Source organism: Litorivivens sp. (genome assembly GCF_041625495.1).
Lineage (GTDB): Bacteria > Pseudomonadota > Gammaproteobacteria > Pseudomonadales > Spongiibacteraceae > Litorivivens.
On sequence record NZ_JBFJTH010000032.1, the window covers coordinates 12,167 to 29,467 of the forward strand.

Genomic DNA, 17,301 nt, shown 5'->3' on the forward strand with positions numbered 1-17,301 from the left:
TGGTGCGGTTGTCAGCGGATGGATTCTTCGGGAAGCGCTTCCTTGATTCCCTGGTCAATCGGCATGTGGTCGGGGTTGGCGTTGGTTTGTGCGAGCTGGGCGGCCAGCTGCTTACGCATTTTTTTCAATTGTTTTTTAAAGCCGGAGTTGTGCGCGAGATTGTTGAGTTCCTGCGGATCATTTTTTAGATCGTACAACTCTTCCATATGACGCAGCGGGCCGCCGTCCCCATGGGGATATTGTGTGTACTTCCAGCGGTCTGTGCGCACGCCGCGAACATTGGGGGTATAGGGAAACTGGGATTCGTAGTTGTACTCGTAGAGCCAGCTTTCGCGCCACTTCGAAGCCTTGCCCATCGCCAGTTTTGCCCAAGACAGGCCCTGCGCGCTGGGCATATTCGCGCCCACGGTAAGCTCCATCAGGCTTGGCGCCAGATCTATATTGAGCACCTGCTCGTCAATAACCGTGCCTGCGGGGATGGCCTTTGGGTAGCGTACAACCATGGGTACGCGAATGCTTTCTTCGTGCATGGTGCGTTTGTCGATCATGCCGTGTTCGCCCATCAGAAAACCGTTATCGCTGCTGAATACAAAAATGGTGTTGTCCAGCTGACCTGTCTGGGCGAGATAGGCGTACACCCGGCCAACCGAGTCGTCGACGGAATTGATGGTGGCGGTATACGCGCGCACAAAGCGCTCAAAATCGAGCATGGCTTTGGCGCTGGTATCCGGAAACTCCTTGCGAAAACCGTACAGAGGCCCATAGATGCCATGCCAGGTATCCAGCCGCTCGGTAACCCACTGCGGTTTGGTTTTCAAATCAAAGGCGCTGGTGGGGTAGGGCACCCGCACATGGTCATAGGTCTTTTCGTATTTGGGTTCGGGGATAAAGGGACCGTGGGGAGCCTTGTGGCCAAGCACCATGGCGAAGGGGCGCTGGCTGTCGCGTTGCTGCAACCAGTTCAGGGCGAGATCGGTGACGCGCTGTGTGTAGTAGCCCTTTACGACCTGTCGTTTGCCGTCGACATTCAGTGTTGTGTCGTAGTACTTGCCCTGGCCTTTGTGGGTCACCCAGTAATCAAAGCCGGGGCGTTTTGAATCATCATCTTCGCCCATATGCCATTTGCCGATATAGGCGGTTTCGTAGTTGGCCTGTTGCAGCAGCATGGGGAAACTCTGCAGCTGTCGCGGGTAGTCGGTGAAATTGTCACGCACGCCATGGGTGTGGGCGTAGGTGCCGGACAGGAAGGAGGCGCGGCTGGGCGAGCACAGTGATGAAGTGACAAACATGTTGGTAAAACGGGCGCCTTCCTGGGCAAGTCTGTCGATATTCGGGGTTTTTATCCCCAGCAAGGGCTTGGGATGGTAGCCCACCGCATCAGAGCGCTGATCGTCGGTCAGAATAAAGACCACATTAGGTTGGGCGGCGGCCTGCAGGCTCATGCTGGCCGCGAAAAAGACGCTGAACAGTATCGTCAAACTCAGCGTGCGGCCTGCTCGGAACGTGGCTGGAAATATGCCGAAATGCGCAGTGGCGCAGGGCTTCAGGGGAATATTGTGCTTCATTGGGCACCCTTCAGGCAGGCTGTTGTCTACGGTTGATTTAGGTTTATTAAATGTAAACGTTTACTTTATAGCGTCGAATTACCGTAGGTGTCAAATAAAATACTGGGAAATGATGAGGGGTAAGCCGAATTGAGTAGGGCGTGGCAAGTCCATCCCTTCGTCTGGCTGGTTGAGTGGTTTCGCACGCCTGATGTGCTCGGCATAAGTGCGCTTTAACCACGGGGCTCGGAAGGCCCCGGTGGAAGGGGCTATCGAGCGCGAAAGCGTTTAACCATGGTGTTGCGAGCATGTATTCCCTGCAGATACAGGCAGGGCACAAACACAAGCGTAATGGTGGTCGCGGTAACCACCCCGAAGGCCAGCGCGATGACCATTGGCTTGAGAAACTGGGCCTGAATGGAACTCTCCAGCATGATCGGTGAAAGTCCGATAAAGGTGGTTAGCGATGTCAGAATGATTGGCCGGAACCGGTCGCGAGCCCCTTGCATTACCGCTTCGAGTGGGTCGAGCCCATCGCCGCGCAGCGTGTTAATGCGATCTACCAGTACCAGGTTGTCGTTCACCACAACGCCCGCGCAGGCAACCATGCCGAGTACAGAAAACATCGCAAGCTCCTGTCCCAGCAGGAGATGGCCGAGTAAGCCTCCCATAAAACCGAATGGGATCGCCGTCATGATGATTATGGGCTGCCAGTAGGATTGGAAAACAATCGCCATCAGGCCGAAGATCAGAATCAGTGACAGCATCATCAACTGTGCTATGCGATCAAGAAATTCCGCCTGCTGCGCCTGCTCGCCTTCTTTCTGAACCTTTACCTGGGGGAAGTTGTCGGTCCATGGTTGTCGCAGAATCGCGCCGAGTATTTCGCCGGCACTGAAGCCCGGTTGCAGGTCTGCCGTAACGGTGGCTACCCGCTGCCGATCTATGCGATCGATTGTGCTGTATCCGTCGACAAACTTAACTTGCGCAACCGCATCAAACGAGATTTCCCGGCCATCGTTGGTGCGAATCCGCATGTCCTGCAAACTGTGGAGGGATTGCCGCTCGGTTTCCGGGTAGCGCAGCATCACTTTTACATCTTCGCGCAGGCGCGGAATGCGTTGCACTTCCTCGCCGTAAAAACCGCGTCTTACCTGTCGCGCAACATCGGCCAGGCTGATCCCCAACGTTTCGGCATGGGGCTTGAGTTGGATTTCAATTTCATTCTGCGGGTTGGCAAGGCTGTTGCGTACATTGAAGATGCCCGGATACCGCGACACTTCATCGGAAACCGCTGAGGTGGCCTGGCGCAGCATTGCCAGGTCTGGCGCGATGACCTGCAGTTCAATCGGTTTGCCCAGTGGGATGATGGTGAAGGCGATATCGACAGCGCGAGCGTTATAGAGCGGGCCGATGAGTTGTTGCCATTGATCCCTGATCTCGGAGACCGGTTGGTTGCGTGCTTCAACATTCAGTAATTCGAGTGTAACTCGAACGGTGTTGTTGTAGGCCGCGGCTTCGATGCTGCCGGCAAACGGCAATGCAGTGTCGCGGTTTAATTGTGCCTGCAGCGTTTCCGCAGCGTCGACGATGTGTTGCATGGTGCGCTCAACTTCGGCGAAGGGAACACCTTCCTCCAGCGTAATATTGGCGAGCAGGTGGTCGCCGGGTACGCGCGGAAAAAAGCTCGCTTTCATCCAGCCACCAAAGAGGATAGAGAGGATAATCAAAAACATCGCAAAGAACGTTGCGATGGTGGTCCCTTTCCAAGCAATGCAGCGTTCTAGCAGCGGTCGATAGAGCTTGTCTCCAGCGTGGGTGAGTGCGCTGGAAAACCGAGATCGCAATGCTTCAAGTGGCGCCAGCCATCGATGGCGACCGGGTTGCTCTGGCTTCATGTGGGCCAGGTGCGCCGGCAGGATAAACATCGATTCAAACAGCGAGAAGGCTAATGCGAGCATAACCACGTCTGCCAAGTTGGGAGGCTCAGCCACTTCTTCGGGCAGGAAGTAAAAAGGCACGAAAAATAACATGGTAGAGAGCACAGCAAACCACACCGGTTTCATTACAGCGCGGGTGCCGATAAAGGCGCCTTCGGTACCTGCGAGCCCTTTCTCCTGTGCGCTATAAATGGATTCACCGACGATAATGGCGTCGTCTACCACGATGCCTAGAATCAGAATAAAGGCGAACAGCGACACCATATTCAGGCTTGTGCCCAGAACGGGAAGCAGCCAGATTGCCCCGAGAAAAGCGACCGCAATACCCGAGCATACCCACAATGCAAGCTGAGCACGTAAAAACAACAGCAGGAGGATAAACACCAGCACCAGACCGCCAAAGCCATTGCTGAGCAACGTATCCATGCGATCCCCAAACGGGATCGAGGAATCACGCCAGATACGCAGCTCGACGCTTTCGGGTAGATTAGGTTGCTTTTGTGCAACGTACTGACGAACCGCCGCGCTGGTTCGCATAACATTAGGATTGCTGGTGACGTATATATCTACCAACAGCGAGCGGCGACCATCGAACTGACCGATAACGTCGATTTCCTCAAAGTCGTCGTTGATGGTGGCAATGTCACCGAGGCGCAATACGGAGCCGTCGCGTTTGGAAATTACCGGCAGGCTGGCAAAGGCGTCACTGGCGTAGGCCTGACCGCGAATCTGTATTTGCAGGTCGCCGTCGTCGGTTTTCACCTTGCCGCCCGGTAGATTCAATGACGACTGATTGATTGCCGCAGCGATATCTTCAAACCGCAGGTTATGTTCACGCAGGTGTTGTTCTGAGACTTCAACCGAGAGTTCATCGTTGCGTGGGGTGCGCAGTTCTACCAGAGATACCTGCGGCAGAGCGGTCAGTTCCTCGCGCACTACTTCACCGAGGGTTTTCAGCTCGGCTTCGGGCAAGTCGCCAGACAGCGTGAGGCTGATCATGCGATCGCGCCACAGACGCTCGCTGACCAGAGGGCGCTCGGTTTCGGCGGGGAACGTGTTGATGCCTTCCACGCGGGTTTTTATGTCGTTGAGAATACGCTGCGCATTTTCGTCAGCTGAAACGTCGACGACCACGGTGGCCAACCCCTCTTGCGCAGTGGAGCGCATTTCATCGATACCGACAACGTCGGCGATAGCCTCTTCTATGCGAAGAATAATCTGATTCTCGACCTCTCCGGGATTGGCGCCGGGATAGGTCACGGTTACCGAGATCTGATTCAGTTTGCGCTGGGGGAAAAACTCTTTGTCGAGTTGTGGCAGGGTGGTCAAACCACCCAGAAAAACAAGCAGCATGACGAGGTTGGCTGCAATAGGGTTGTGAATAAACCAGCGTACAATAGCGCTCACAGCAACGCTCCGCTTTGCGCTTGATCGGGATTCGGCGCCAGCTCCATGCCGTCGAGCGGTCGAGCGAGATAGGACGTTACAATCCGCAGCGGATTACTGCTGTCAGCCTGAATTGCGACCTTACCATTGATCGCTTGTAGCACTGTCACGGTATGCAGCTGCAGCCGGTTCTGCTCATCAACAACCCACAGGGTATTGCGAGGATGGATCAGATTTTCCGGGAGGGTCAATACATTCTCAAGTGGTCGGCTGGGTATATCAACGCTGACAAACTGGCCGATAGCCAGCGCTTCGCTGCCGGAGGGATTACGCACTTCAGCAATGGCGTGAGCAAAGCGGGTTTGTTCGTCGATGCTTGCTGCGGTGCGTGTGATGACACCTAGACGTTGCCAGGATTTCTGGCCCAGGGTGGCGTGTACTGTTACCGGCAGCTCGAGGTGGTCGCCGAGCGGTAGATCCAGTAACCCGAGCTGACGTTCGCTGAGAGGCAGGGCGATTTCCACCACTTCAGCGTCGTAAACGCTGGCCACGGCTGACCCTGCATTGACGTATTGTCCGAGATTGGCGTTGATGCTGAGTATCCTGCCGGCAAAAGGCGCTTTGATCTCGGTACGTGTCAGGTTCAACTCGGCCTGGCGAAGCTCGCCTTCGGCGGCGGCAAGTTGAGCCTCTGCGGCTGCCAATTGAGGTTTGCGTAGAAACAGGTCGTTGGCCTCAGCACTGCCAAGGTCGCGCCATTCGCGTTTGGCCTGACGTCCGCGCCCGCGCTCGGTAGCCAAATTTTGGCGGGCTTCTGCCACGCGTGCTTTGGCGCGAACGACGGCAATTTCATAGTCAGCGGCTTCTATCTGAATAAGCGTCTCATCTTTTGCGAAGGTGCCGCCGGGTGCATAGTATGGGGATGCGTGCACAATGCGGCCGCCAACCTGTGCCGCCAGATCAATTTGTCGGCGCGGCGCCACGGTGCCCTGGGCGCGCACCTGTAATACGGCGGTCGCGGGTATCATCGTGATGGTATCAACGCGCGGTGGTGGTGGCGCTGGCGGTGGCGTCGGTTCTGGTGCCGATCGCGCTGTTGCGATAATCGTCGCGGCGCCCATTGCACCGATCAGTATCGCTGCGGGGAGCAAGGATTTTAAGCGCTGGTTGCTCATGATGTGAGACGCCTCGGGGGTTACCCTCTGTGTTGTGCTTCAAAAGATATAAAGATAATATAATATATCTTATTATGGTTGTTGGCTTCCAGTTCGGCTGGTGGCAACCAAACTTAGCCGGCAATCACGGCTGAACTAGCGAGGCTACATACTCCGCATGACTGAATTTCTACTGTTGCAGTTTGCCCATATCGTCGCATTTGTCTACTGGCTGGGCGGCGACCTGGGTACCTTTGTTGCCAGCCGCTACGTAGTGAATCGCGACATAGGTGTTGAAGCACGTGCCATTGCACTGAAGATCATGCTGGCCTGCGATCAAGGGCCGAAAATGAGTATGCCGCTGATTCTGCCCCTCGGTTTGCATATGGCGGTATTGATGGGGCTGCTCGAACTACCGGCCTGGGGGCTCCCGCTTGTCTGGTTGTTGGCTGCCGTCTGGCTCAGCAATGTCTTGGTATTGTATTTCAATGAAGGGAAGGCGTTTACCGCGCGCCTGAGTCAATTCGATCTTATCTTCCGGATCGTGGTGGTGACTGCATTGTTGCTATTTGCTGTGCTGGGCTTGACCGGTGATGCGCCCATTCATGCCGACTGGGTAGCGTGGAAGATCATCGTGTTTGCGGCCCTGGTAGGTTGTGGTATTGCGATTCGAATCAATCTCAAACCCTTTGTGCCTGCGTTTCTGCAATTGATGACCGAAGGGCCCAGCGACAAGGTAAATGACACGATGGCTGATTCGGTAGCGCGGTGCCGCCCTTGGGTATGGGCCATCTGGTTGGGGCTGTTTGTCAATGCGGCCCTTGGAATTCATCTGATTGGATAATCATCATGAAGCTCTTTAGTGTTCCTCATTCCCCCTACGCTGCGCGTGTGCGTATCCAGATCAACGCAGGGGCGCTGCCAGTCACCGTCGTCGCGCCTGAGTATGGCCTGGCTTCAGAAGCTTTTAAGGCGCTTACGCCGACCGGTAAAGTGCCGACACTGGAAGTTGACGGCAATTATCTGGTGGAATCCAGTGCGATCTTGGAGTTTCTGGACGAGCGTTTTTCCGATAAGGCGCTGTTGCCGGCTGATGGCCTGCAGCGCGCGTGGCTGCGCAGTGTCGGGCGCTATACCGACCTCGACCTTGCCCAGGCACTGTTCCCGCTGTTTCTTGAGTTGAAGTTGAAAAGTGGCGACAAGGCGGCGATTGCTAAAAATCTGGGAGCCATGAAAGAGAAACTGGCGGTGCTGGAGAAATTCTTCGCGCAGCCGCACGCGGTAAACCGCGACGATTTCGGCTTTCTGGATTGCCTGCTGGCGCCGATCCTTTTTTACGTGGTCAAGGTGCCTGCCGTTTTTGGAGAGCCCGATATCCTGGCACCAACGCCGACATTAAAAGCCTGGTGGGAGATTGCCGCCCAGCGTCCCCCGGTTTCACAGGTACTTGATGAAATGGCCGCAGGCCTTGCTGCCATGATGAGCACCTGATGCTCCGGAAGTTTGCTCACATACTGGGGCGCGTTTTGCTCGGCCTATTTGCGCTGGTGGTGGCTTATGGGCTTTATGCGGCAATTGCATGGCGCGATATCCCCACCGAAACCCTGACCCAGAAATACCGAGGTGGCGACCTGCGGTTTGAAACCGTAGATGGCACGCGGTTGGCCTATCGACTAGAAGGTTTGCCGCTGAAGTCGGCACCAGTAGTGGTGTTGATTCACTCCCATTATTTCAATGCCCGTATGTGGGATGGCTGGTTGCCCGAGTTGGCTGATGATTTCACCGTGCTGAGATTTGATATGACCAGCCACGGCCTCACGGGTCCGGATGCAAAGCACGATTACAGTATGGAGCGCGACCTGACCTTGCTAGCGGGCTTGTTCGACGCGCTAGGGTTGGACTCGGTGGCCCTGGTGGGTTCATCGCTCGGTGGCAATATCGCGTTTCACTATGCCGCGCGTTATCCCGATCAGGTTGAAAAGCTGGTTTTGGTCAATTCCGGAGGGCTCAAGCGTGAGCAGAGCAGCAGGCGCAATGCCAGCGCGATTCCCGATTGGTTTCATCGGGTGTTCTATTTTGTCCCGGAAATGGCTTATCGAAAATTTATTGAATGGATGGTTTACGACCCGTCTGTTGTCAGTGATGCCTTGGTTGAGGAGTTTCACGACATGTTTCGCCATAGTGGAAACCGCAAAGCGGAGATGAACCGTATGCGCAGTTTTGATGTAGGCGAACCCGCGCCTGTGTTGGCGGCGGTAAAAGCGCCCGTGTTAATCCTATGGGGTGAGCAAAACCCGCAGTTGCCGGTCACCCATGTTGAACGCTTTGAGACACTGCTAGTGTCTTCTCCCAGCGTTGTCAGTCATATCATCCCCGCGGCGGGACACTTGCTGCCGCTGGAAAAACCGCGGCTCAGTGCGCGATTAACACGCGAATTTCTGCAGGCAGGTAGCGCGCCATGAGAAGGCTAGTCATGGTGTTGGTAGTGATGGTGTTCGGCTGCGGCAGTGAGCCGCTGCCACAAGCAGATGCAAAGCCGCTGACGGCTTCACGCGACGCACTGGTATCCATTCCGGGATATCTGGCGGGGCCTTATAAACCTCAAGTTGTTGATGGGCTGACGTTGGCGGCACCCGAGCTGGCAAACGAAACCATCGAGTTGCGGGTATGGTGGCCGCAAGATGCGCAGGGTGCTATACCGGTTGTGCTTTTCTCACACGGCAATTGGTCTGATCGTCACAAGTACGACCGGCTTCTGGAGCACTGGGCGAGCCATGGCTACGCGGTGATTGCACCGACCCACTTGGATGGTCGCAGTATGGCGCGTGGAATTTTCAACAGTCTGCGTTTCGGCCAGCTTGGCTTGATCGATGCCCGCGCTGCCGATCTTCAATTCCTGATGGATAACCTCGGTAGCATCCAAGCGCAACTGCCGCAGGGGGTTGCATTGCAGGTTAACAAACTGGTGGTGGCTGGGCATTCGTTTGGTGCCTTCACGGCCCAGCAATTTGCGGGCGCGATAGCGTCTGACGAAGGCGCTGTTTCGCGGGCGGGTGACCCCCGTGTAGTGGGGGTAATTGCACTGTCGCCACCGGGCCCGATGTTTGACGTTATTCATGAGCGCAGTTGGCTGAACATGCGTGGTCCGGTACTGGTGACGACCGGTACCTGGGACACGAATCCTCAGTTCTGGCCTGACTGGCGCATGCACCTTATGTCCCATGAAACCGCGCCGGGTGGCCAGCAGTTCGCTCTGGTGGTAGAGGGAGCAGACCATTACCTAGGCAATCTGATCTGCCGCCCCGAACGCGAGGAGGCGCCTCAGCGAGATGCCCTGACAATGGTCAACGCAGCCAGTGTCGCCTTTCTGAATGCGTATTTACGCAGCGATTCTGCAGCCGCTGCCTTCCTTCAAAGCGAATCCTTACAGGATCTCACTGGCGGCTTTGCCCGCCTGACCGCTCGCTAGTCAGCCGCGCCGAATAAGGTCGGTTAGCGGAATATCGCCAGAGTACGGGCAGGGCTATTCATCCGCACTCAGATCGCGTATAAATACTGTATTAATATACATGTATTGTTGCCGGCTGCGTGTGAGGAGCACAGCGTATCCGGCGCGAGGTTGGATGAGCCGTCGTCGTGACTGAAACCGTGCGCCCGCTGGCGGCGCCATTGGAAGACCCTTTCTATTACCTGCGCAATATGGAAACTGTGGTGCGCTGGGTTGTCGAGCACCACAGCGACTTGTTGTTGGCGGAAGAATCTGCGCAGCTGACACATTATCTGCACCTGTCGCGACCGGCACGGGCGTTGCTGGCGCGGATGCTACTGCGTAAAGGCGAACATTTTCGCAGCGATGCCCTGCAATACACTGAAATTGACGATGTTCGTGATGCACTGGCTGAGTTGAGTCGAGCGGGCTTTGTCGATCTGCAGCCGCACTGCGACGCCGCAACCCTGCATCGGCTCTGCCGCGTTGCAGAATTGCGCCAGCTGCTTGCAGGGCGGGCTACACCGGTGGCCACAAACCTGAAAAAGTCAGAACTTCTATCGCATTTGAGCGCGTTGGAAAGCGCTGGGCAAACGCTCGAAGTCTGGTGGCCACAGGCACCATTTTCCCTTGTTGCGCTGGCCTGCCAGGCCTTATTTGATCGTCTGCGGGTGATGTTTTTCGGAAATGTCTATCAGGATTGGTCCGAGTTTGTGCTCACGGAGCTAGGTCATCAGCACTATGAGCCGGTTGAGTTTTCACCGTCTTCGAGGGCCTTTCGCACGCGCCGTGAGGTAGATGCGGCGCTGGCGTTGGCGGCCTGTCAGCAGACGCTGGAAAGCAGTGGTGATGTGCGACAGGCGCTGGCAATCTTGCCCCCTCCGATCGATAGCGATTGGCTTGCGTATCGGCGTGATAAAGTAATTTTTCAGCTTGCATTACAGGCCGAGCGGGCAGGTGATTCTGCACTGGCTGTGGCCTTGTACCGCACCAGCCGGCTGGAAGAGGCCTGTATTCGACGCTTGCGCCTGCTGGAAAAGTCGGCCGAGACTAGCGTGCTGGTCGCGGAGCTTGAGCGGGCGCTGAGCAGCTGCAGGCTACCCCTGAGCAAACTCCATCTGCAGCGCATCGAATCCAGAGTAATGCGCCGTGTGAATGCGGCGTCCGCGCCCAAACAAAAACCGCAAATAGATTGCGCGCAACTGTGTCTGCCGGCTTCGGCCCACAGTGCTGGCTTGCGAGTGGAGCAGGCGGTGGTGCAGCATTTGAGTGCGCAACCGGGCATCAAAGTCTTTTATGTGGAGAATGCGTTGTTCCCAGGCTTGCTGGGTCTGTTGTGCTGGGATGAGCTGTTCTCCCCTTTGCCCGGGGCATTCTTTCATCCGTTTCAGGCTGGCCCGGCAGATTTATTCCGGCCAGATTTTGTCGACCGTCGGCGTGAGGCTTTGGCCGCGCGACTGAGTAGTCTGGACAGCCTCGTCTATCAATCGACAATTAGAACTGTGTGGCAGCACAAATACGGAACGGCCTGCCGATTGGTGAATTGGACGGCGCTAAGCGACGAGCTGCTGGAGCTGGCATTAGCGTTGATACCGGTAGCCGATCTGCGCCAAATTTTCGCTCACCTGCTGAGTGATCTGCGTCATCATCGCAGCGGGATGCCGGATCTGATTGAGTTCGACACAGCAGCTCAGAGCTACCGCCTGATTGAAGTGAAAGGGCCGGGCGATCGCCTGCAGGATCATCAGACGCTTTGGCTGCAGGCATTTTCGGCCATGGGTGTGGAAGTGTCGGTGTTGAATGTGAGCTACCAGCCCGTATGAATTCCGTGTCCGTTAACGCACTGTGCGAATTTGCAGCGCGCACCGGCAGCCTTGAATTTCGATACACGCCTGCGCCCAGTGCTGTGGAAGGTATTGTGGGTCACCGTACCGTGCAGGAACGTCGCCCGGATCCCTATGTGGCCGAGTATCCATTGCGAGCAGAGTGTGAAGGGCTGGAGGTTTCCGGCAGGGTGGATGGCTACTATGCCAATGTTCGCGATTGCTACCTGGAAGAAATCAAAACCCATCGCGGCAAGCTGACCCGTATTGGTCCCGGTAAGCGCGCGCTGCACTGGGCGCAGCTTAAAGTGTATGGCGCCTTGTTTTGCCGACAGACTAGCAGGGCCGATATCAGGCTGCGACTCACCTATTTTGAAGTTCGCCGGGAAGAGGAATCCCACGACGACGAGATTCTCGAAGCTGACGAACTCTGGGCGTTTCTAACAGAGCTTTGCAAGCGCTATCGGATCTGGTTGGCGCAGGAGCAGGTCCATCGCAGCGCGCGCGATAACGCCCTGAAAATGCTGCAGTTTCCCTTTGCGGGGTTTCGTGCGGGTCAACGGCTGCTGTCCGAAACGGTGTACAAGGCATTGCACGGTGGCAATTCGTTACTGTTGCAGGCCCCCACCGGGATCGGAAAAACCCTTGGGGTCTTGTTTCCCGCCCTGCATGCGCTGCCAGTTCAGCAGCTTGATCGAGTGTTTTATCTGACCTGCCGCAATACCGGTAAAAGCCTGGCGCTGGACGGCATGCGGCGAATCGTGGAGGCGCAGTCCGAGCCGGTGCCCATCAGGGTGCTTGAACTGAGTGCACTCGAGGCAAGTTGCGATCATCCGGAGGCGGCATGTCATGGTGATTCGTGTCCGCTGGCAAATGGCTTTTTCGACAAATTGCCCGCCGCGCGGGAAGAGGCGATAGCCTGTGGCTTTCTGGATTCTGATGCCCTGCGGACCATTGCCCGTCGACACAGTCTATGTCGGTATTTCCTGGCGCAGGAAATGGCGCACTGGTGCGATGTGGTGGTGGCGGACGTCAATCACTATTTTGATCAGCACGCCTTACTGTACGCATTAACGCAACAAAATAACTGGCGTGTGGTGCCATTGGTCGATGAGGCGCACAACCTGATTGACCGCGCGCGGGCCATGTACAGCATCCGGCTGTCCGAGGCGGCACTGCTCTACACGATTCGCAAACCGCCTGCGGCGCTGCGCAAGCCGCTGGGACAGTTGGAGTCCGCCTGGCGCGAACTGATCAAGCCCTACCTTGAGCAGGAAGACACGGCGCCCCACTATCGCCTTGAGGACGTGCCGGATGTGCTTAACGACGCGCTATATGGCCTCATTGCCGCCATCACTGAATATCTCAGTGACAATCATCGTGCCAGAGACATTCAGGAAGTGCTGTTTACCGCGCTCGGATTCTTACGTCTGGCAGAATCTTTCGGTGACCACTCGCTGTGCACCTTGGGTTTTGAGCACGCCGCCAGGGGGCAACAGAACATGACCGGCAGCGGTGTGTTGAGCATTGATAACCTTATTCCTGCAGACCACATTGCCGAGCGGTTTAAGACTGCGCACGCGGTGGTACTGTTTTCCGCGACACTCAATCCCGCACAGTACTATCGCGATTTGCTGGGAATGCCGGTGGACACGCGTTGGCAGGACGTTCCGAGTCCTTTCAATAGTCAGCAGATAGATCTGCGGCTGGTCACCAATATCAGTACCCGACTGGATCGCCGCGATCGCAGTTTGCCACTGTTGGCAGCTCGCGTGAAACGGCAATGTTCGGCGGTGCCGGGTAACTACCTGGTATTTCTCAGTAGCCTGGCCTATGTGGATGCTTTTTATGATTACTGCCGCCTGCATTTCCCGGAATTGAGAATACGTCGGCAGCACAGCGCCATGACTAATGCCCAGCGCCGGGAATTTATAGCGTACGTCAGCGATGCTCAGCCCGGCATTGGTATCTGTGTGCTTGGCGGTATATTTGGTGAGGGTATCGACCTGCCGGGTGAGCAGTTGATAGGTGTATTTATTGCGACGCTAGGCCTGCCGCCTAACGATGAAAACCGCGAATACCTTAAAAATATACTGGAGCAGCGCTATGGCAACGGTTACAACTATGCATACCTTTATCCGGCCATGACGAAGGTGGTGCAGGCGGCGGGACGTCTGATACGCACGCCGGAAGATCGCGGGGTCATTGAGCTGATTGACGATCGCTACCGTTTGCCGGGTATCACCGCACTATTGCCACACTGGTGGCAGGTGTCATCAAGTCCGGTTGCACAAGAAATCGTGCGCCCCACGGCCGGCGATCAGCCCACTGGCGAAGCAGGCGGTTAGCAAATAGCCGCCCGTAGGCGCATCCCAATCCAGCATTTCACCGGCGCAAAATACGCCCGGCAGGTCATTCAGCATCAGCCGGTCGTTCAGCGCGCGAAGCGGTATTCCGCCGGCGGTGCTGATCGCTTCATCAATGGGACGACAGCTGTTCAGCTGCTGCGGCAGCTTTTTCAACAACGACGGCAGAGCATCGGGGTTTTGCATATCAGCTTTGCGGGTAAGCGCTTTGAGCAGGGTAAGTTTGCTGCCCTTTATACCGAGTTTACGCAGTAAAGTGCTGGCTGAATCCCCGCGCCGACGGCGCGCCAGTGACGCACGAAGTTCAGTGTGCGGTGTGTCTGGCAGCAAATCCCAGTAAATGGTGCAGTTTCCCTGCTGTGCGATGGTGTCGCGGATGTCTCGAGATGCTGCATAGATGAGGCTGCCTTCTACACCGTAGTGGCTGGCCAGAGCATCGCCCCGATGGTACTTGCCACTGGTCAATTGCAGGCCGATATTCTTCAGCGCCTGTCCGGCCAGAGCGTCGGCGAAAGCGGTTGGCCAGGGTGAGTTGAAACCACAGTTGCTGGGTTTAAACGGCTCGCAGGCAATGCCGAGAGTTGACAAGATCTCGGCCCAGCTGCCATCGGAGCCCAGGGCGGCCCAGCTGGCCCCACCGACGGCGAGAATCGTTGCCTTGGTCTGTACGGTGCGGTTGTCGCCAGCATGCTCGAACAGAACGTCGCCGTTATTGTCCCAGCCTAACCAGCGGTGACGGGTGTGAACAATAACGCCGGAAGTGCGCAAGCGTTGCAGCCAGCGACGTAGAAGCGGTGCCGCTTTCATTTGTGTTGGAAAGACTCGTCCCGAACTGCCGACAAAGGTTTCAATGCCGAGCGAATGACACCACTGAACAAGCTCGTCTGGACCGAAAGCCGTCAACCAGGGGGCGATGGCCGTGGCACTGTTTGCGTAGCGAGAGCAAAAAATATCATGGCGTTCGCTATGAGTGATGTTCAATCCGCCAATTCCCGCGCGGAGAAATTTTCTTCCTACGCTGGGTTTTTGCTCGAAAACTGCGACACGCCTGCCGGCAGCCGCCAATTGTTCTGCGGCCATCAATCCCGCCGGGCCGCCGCCGATGATGACGGCCTCATAATTCAGGTCAGTTTTCACAGATGGGGTTACCGGACGTTCACAGTTATAGATTAGCAATTGGCTATGATACCCCTGATCATCCGCGAACGCAGAGGAAAGACGATGGCTGATGGAATAATTATCGGAGTGCAGCACCTGGCAATCAACGTGACAGATATCGCGGCGGCCAGGCAATTTTACGGCGACATTCTGGGTTTGACTGAACTGCCGCGCCCCAGCGCCGTGGCCGAACAGTTTCGCAGTATCTGGTATCTGCTGGGTAACGCAGAATTGCACGTGGTCGAAAACCCGGAGTTTACACCGCTTAAATCGCCGTTGGGGCCGCATTTTGCCGTAGCTTGCGACGATTTCAGTGCAGCCTGCCAACGGATCAGTGCACTCACCGACGCCATCGTATTTGGTCCCGCCCGCGCAGTAGACGGTATTGAGCGTATGGTTGTGCGCGATCCCACCGGCAATGTGATAGAAATTATTGATTTGCCATTACACAATGGCTGAGCGCTACACATGGTATCGCCATGTGCAATCGTCACATTTTTATCGGAAAAAATAGGCAATTTTGACTTTTACGTTGCAGTGGTCTGGCCACTCGGCGCGATGATGCGTAGCCTCTGATTCTATCGAGATGACGTCTGCCGATTGACTTAGTGATATGTCTCGACAGAGCAAAATCGAATCAGAAAAGGAGGAACACGATGAGCTTTACACTGCCCGATCTCCCCTATGAAAAACATGCCCTGGAACCACATATTTCCAAAGAAACTTTGGAGTATCACTACGGCAAGCACCATCAGAAATATGTGGATACACTCAATGATCTGGTAAAAGGTACAGACGACGAAAAGCGCGAGTTGGAAGACATCGTTAAGCGCGCCGACGGCAAACTGTTTAATCAGGCGGCGCAAGTCTGGAACCACACCTTCTATTGGCATTGTCTGACTCCGGCGGGAGGCGAAGGCCCGAGCGGTGAGCTCAAAGCCTGTATCGAGCATTGCTTTGGCTCGGTTGAAAAGTTCAAAGAGGCTTTCAATGCCAAGGCTGCGGCCAACTTTGGTTCGGGTTGGACCTGGCTGGTGAAGGTGGCAGGTCAGAAAAACAAACTAGAAATCATTAATACTGACGATGCTGATACACCAATCGCCGGTGATCGCTATGTGCCATTGTTGACCGTTGATGTGTGGGAACACGCCTACTATATCGACTACCGCAATGCTCGCCCCGACTACCTGGACGCTATCTGGAAAGTGGTGAATTGGGATTTTGTGCAAGACAATTTTTCACACCCTGAGAAGGCGGTGTCGCAGTTTAAGTTTGCCGCGTAGTTATGTAGGGCGCTGAAAAGGGGGAGCTGTGCTCCCCCTTTTTGATGGTCGGCAATACGCGATAAAAATTAACCAGGCTCGATTTTACAGTTCGGCAATCTGGCTGCACTGGTGGGGTTATTACAAGGAGGGTTACAGCACAATTTTACAAGGAGAATCTATGCAAGACGCTTATCCTACCCGGCGCGGCGAGTCGTTGGAGCCCTTTCCCCGGCTTGATCCCGTGGTTCACTCCAGTGCACGCTTTCGCTGGCACGGTCCACTCGACGAATGTGCCTTGTCTCGCTATGAGCGCGATGGCTTTCTTTGGTTTGAAGGTTTTTTTGGGCGCGAGCGGGTAGAACCTTTTTTTGACGAGCTGGCGGAGTTGTCTCGCGATGCCGAGGCGATGGCCGCAGACCATGTGATCAAAGACCCGGATAGCGGTGAATTGCGGTCTGTATTTTCCATGCACGAAATTTCCCAGCGCTTTTCTAATCTCACCCGGGACCCGCGCATATTGGGTATGGTGCAGCAGTTGCTGGGCAGCGACGTGTATATTCATCAGTCACGCATCAACGACAAGTTTGGATTTCAGGGGCGCGGGTTTGACTGGCACTCGGATTTTGAAACCTGGCATTGCGAAGATGGCATGCCTCGTATGCGAGCGGTATCGGCGTCAATTCTGTTAACCGAAAACAACGAGTTTAATGGGCCGTTAATGCTGATTCCGGGATCGCACCAGTACTTTGCGCCCTGTGTTGACCCGACTCCAGAAGAGAACTGGAAAGACTCGCTGAAAAAGCAGCGACTGGGTGTGCCGGAAAAATCGGTGTTGCGCTGGCTGGCCAATCGCGGCGGTATTGAAGCACCGAAAGGGCCGCCCGGTTCGCTGTTGCTGTTTGAGTGCAATACCTTGCATGCGTCGAATATGAATATGTCGCCGTGGGCGCGGTCGAATCTGTTTTTTGTGTACAACAGTATAGAAAATACTGTCCAAAAGCCGTTTTGTGGTCAGAAGGAGCGGCCGGAATTTCTCGCCACACGCTCAGCGATTGAGCCGCTAACGATGCGTGATGTCCCTTTTGAGCCGGTGCTTGTGCGTCGGGAGAATGGCGTGGCGGAACACGCCTAGTTTCAGCGGAGGGAAAGTTAAGCTTAAGAAGCCGGGGGCGGGCAAA

The 17,301-nt window shown here is 55.7% G+C and carries 13 protein-coding genes; 9 read left to right on the plus strand and 4 right to left on the minus strand.

All coding sequences use genetic code 11. The features are described from left to right. Nucleotides 1–11: 11 nt before the first annotated feature. The 3 genes from ABYP39_RS05795 to ABYP39_RS05805 form a co-directional block, all read right to left on the minus strand. Entirely contained in the window at nucleotides 12–1,565 is a 1,554-nt protein-coding gene (locus ABYP39_RS05795; protein ID WP_372781527.1) for a sulfatase, read from the minus strand. A 248-nt stretch (nucleotides 1,566–1,813) separates the two neighbouring features. Then, a complete protein-coding gene (locus ABYP39_RS05800) occupies nucleotides 1,814–4,891 on the minus strand; it encodes an efflux RND transporter permease subunit (RefSeq protein ID WP_372781529.1) in 3,078 nt (1,025 codons plus the stop codon). Beyond that, a complete protein-coding gene (locus ABYP39_RS05805; RefSeq protein ID WP_372781531.1) occupies nucleotides 4,888–6,045 on the minus strand; it encodes an efflux RND transporter periplasmic adaptor subunit in 1,158 nt (385 codons plus the stop codon). The genes ABYP39_RS05800 and ABYP39_RS05805 overlap by 4 nt, the downstream gene beginning before the upstream one ends. 157 nt (nucleotides 6,046–6,202) lie before the next feature. Between ABYP39_RS05805 and ABYP39_RS05810 the strand changes: the two genes are divergently transcribed. From ABYP39_RS05810 to ABYP39_RS05835, 6 genes are all read left to right on the plus strand, one after another. After that, nucleotides 6,203–6,868, plus strand: coding sequence for a hypothetical protein (locus ABYP39_RS05810; protein ID WP_372750470.1), 666 nt, complete (start codon nucleotides 6,203–6,205; stop codon nucleotides 6,866–6,868). Nucleotides 6,869–6,873: 5 nt separating this feature from the next. Beyond that, the gene (locus ABYP39_RS05815; protein WP_372750469.1) at nucleotides 6,874–7,515 is read left to right on the plus strand and encodes a glutathione S-transferase family protein; all 642 of its coding nucleotides are present in this window, start codon (nucleotides 6,874–6,876) and stop codon (nucleotides 7,513–7,515) included. Beyond that, the gene (locus ABYP39_RS05820) at nucleotides 7,515–8,486 is read left to right on the plus strand and encodes an alpha/beta fold hydrolase (RefSeq protein WP_372781533.1); all 972 of its coding nucleotides are present in this window, start codon (nucleotides 7,515–7,517) and stop codon (nucleotides 8,484–8,486) included. Before ABYP39_RS05815 ends, ABYP39_RS05820 begins: the two co-directional genes overlap by 1 nt. Beyond that, nucleotides 8,483–9,493: an alpha/beta hydrolase family protein gene (locus tag ABYP39_RS05825; RefSeq protein WP_372781535.1), complete on the plus strand. Its 1,011-nt coding sequence runs from the start codon at nucleotides 8,483–8,485 to the stop codon at nucleotides 9,491–9,493. Before ABYP39_RS05820 ends, ABYP39_RS05825 begins: the two co-directional genes overlap by 4 nt. A gap of 167 nt (nucleotides 9,494–9,660) precedes the next feature. Then, complete coding sequence (locus ABYP39_RS05830; protein ID WP_372781537.1) at nucleotides 9,661–11,334, plus strand: VRR-NUC domain-containing protein; 1,674 nt, start codon at nucleotides 9,661–9,663, stop codon at nucleotides 11,332–11,334. After that, on the plus strand, nucleotides 11,331–13,682 hold the full coding sequence (locus tag ABYP39_RS05835) for an ATP-dependent DNA helicase (protein WP_372781539.1): 2,352 nt from the start codon (nucleotides 11,331–11,333) through the stop codon (nucleotides 13,680–13,682). Before ABYP39_RS05830 ends, ABYP39_RS05835 begins: the two co-directional genes overlap by 4 nt. Here ABYP39_RS05835 and ABYP39_RS05840 read toward each other — a convergent pair. Then, on the minus strand, nucleotides 13,611–14,837 hold the full coding sequence (locus ABYP39_RS05840; RefSeq protein ID WP_372781541.1) for a TIGR03862 family flavoprotein: 1,227 nt from the start codon (nucleotides 14,835–14,837) through the stop codon (nucleotides 13,611–13,613). The genes ABYP39_RS05835 and ABYP39_RS05840 overlap by 72 nt on opposite strands. An 84-nt stretch (nucleotides 14,838–14,921) precedes the next feature. Here ABYP39_RS05840 and ABYP39_RS05845 point away from each other — a divergent pair, with 84 nt between their 5' ends. The 3 genes from ABYP39_RS05845 (at nucleotide 14,922) to thpD (ending at nucleotide 17,255) form a co-directional block, all read left to right on the plus strand. After that, on the plus strand, nucleotides 14,922–15,317 hold the full coding sequence (locus ABYP39_RS05845; protein WP_372781543.1) for a VOC family protein: 396 nt from the start codon (nucleotides 14,922–14,924) through the stop codon (nucleotides 15,315–15,317). A 197-nt stretch (nucleotides 15,318–15,514) separates the two neighbouring features. Next, a complete protein-coding gene (locus tag ABYP39_RS05850; protein ID WP_372781545.1) occupies nucleotides 15,515–16,141 on the plus strand; it encodes a superoxide dismutase in 627 nt (208 codons plus the stop codon). A 160-nt stretch (nucleotides 16,142–16,301) separates the two neighbouring features. Continuing rightward, a complete protein-coding gene (gene thpD, locus ABYP39_RS05855) occupies nucleotides 16,302–17,255 on the plus strand; it encodes an ectoine hydroxylase (RefSeq protein ID WP_372781547.1) in 954 nt (317 codons plus the stop codon). Nucleotides 17,256–17,301: the final 46 nt, after the last annotated feature.

What these genes read in the sequence shown, in the direction of transcription:
- ABYP39_RS05795 (WP_372781527.1), bottom strand. Translation starts at nt 1,565, where the DNA reads ATGAAGCACAATATTCCCCTGAAGCCCTGCGCCACTGCGCATTTCGGC.
- ABYP39_RS05805 (WP_372781531.1), bottom strand. Translation starts at nt 6,045, where the DNA reads ATGAGCAACCAGCGCTTAAAATCCTTGCTCCCCGCAGCGATACTGATC.
- ABYP39_RS05810 (WP_372750470.1), top strand. Translation starts at nt 6,203, where the DNA reads ATGACTGAATTTCTACTGTTGCAGTTTGCCCATATCGTCGCATTTGTC.
- ABYP39_RS05815 (WP_372750469.1), top strand. Translation starts at nt 6,874, where the DNA reads ATGAAGCTCTTTAGTGTTCCTCATTCCCCCTACGCTGCGCGTGTGCGT.
- ABYP39_RS05820 (WP_372781533.1), top strand. Translation starts at nt 7,515, where the DNA reads ATGCTCCGGAAGTTTGCTCACATACTGGGGCGCGTTTTGCTCGGCCTA.
- ABYP39_RS05825 (WP_372781535.1), top strand. Translation starts at nt 8,483, where the DNA reads ATGAGAAGGCTAGTCATGGTGTTGGTAGTGATGGTGTTCGGCTGCGGC.
- ABYP39_RS05835 (WP_372781539.1), top strand. Translation starts at nt 11,331, where the DNA reads ATGAATTCCGTGTCCGTTAACGCACTGTGCGAATTTGCAGCGCGCACC.
- ABYP39_RS05845 (WP_372781543.1), top strand. Translation starts at nt 14,922, where the DNA reads ATGGCTGATGGAATAATTATCGGAGTGCAGCACCTGGCAATCAACGTG.
- ABYP39_RS05850 (WP_372781545.1), top strand. Translation starts at nt 15,515, where the DNA reads ATGAGCTTTACACTGCCCGATCTCCCCTATGAAAAACATGCCCTGGAA.
- thpD (WP_372781547.1), top strand. Translation starts at nt 16,302, where the DNA reads ATGCAAGACGCTTATCCTACCCGGCGCGGCGAGTCGTTGGAGCCCTTT.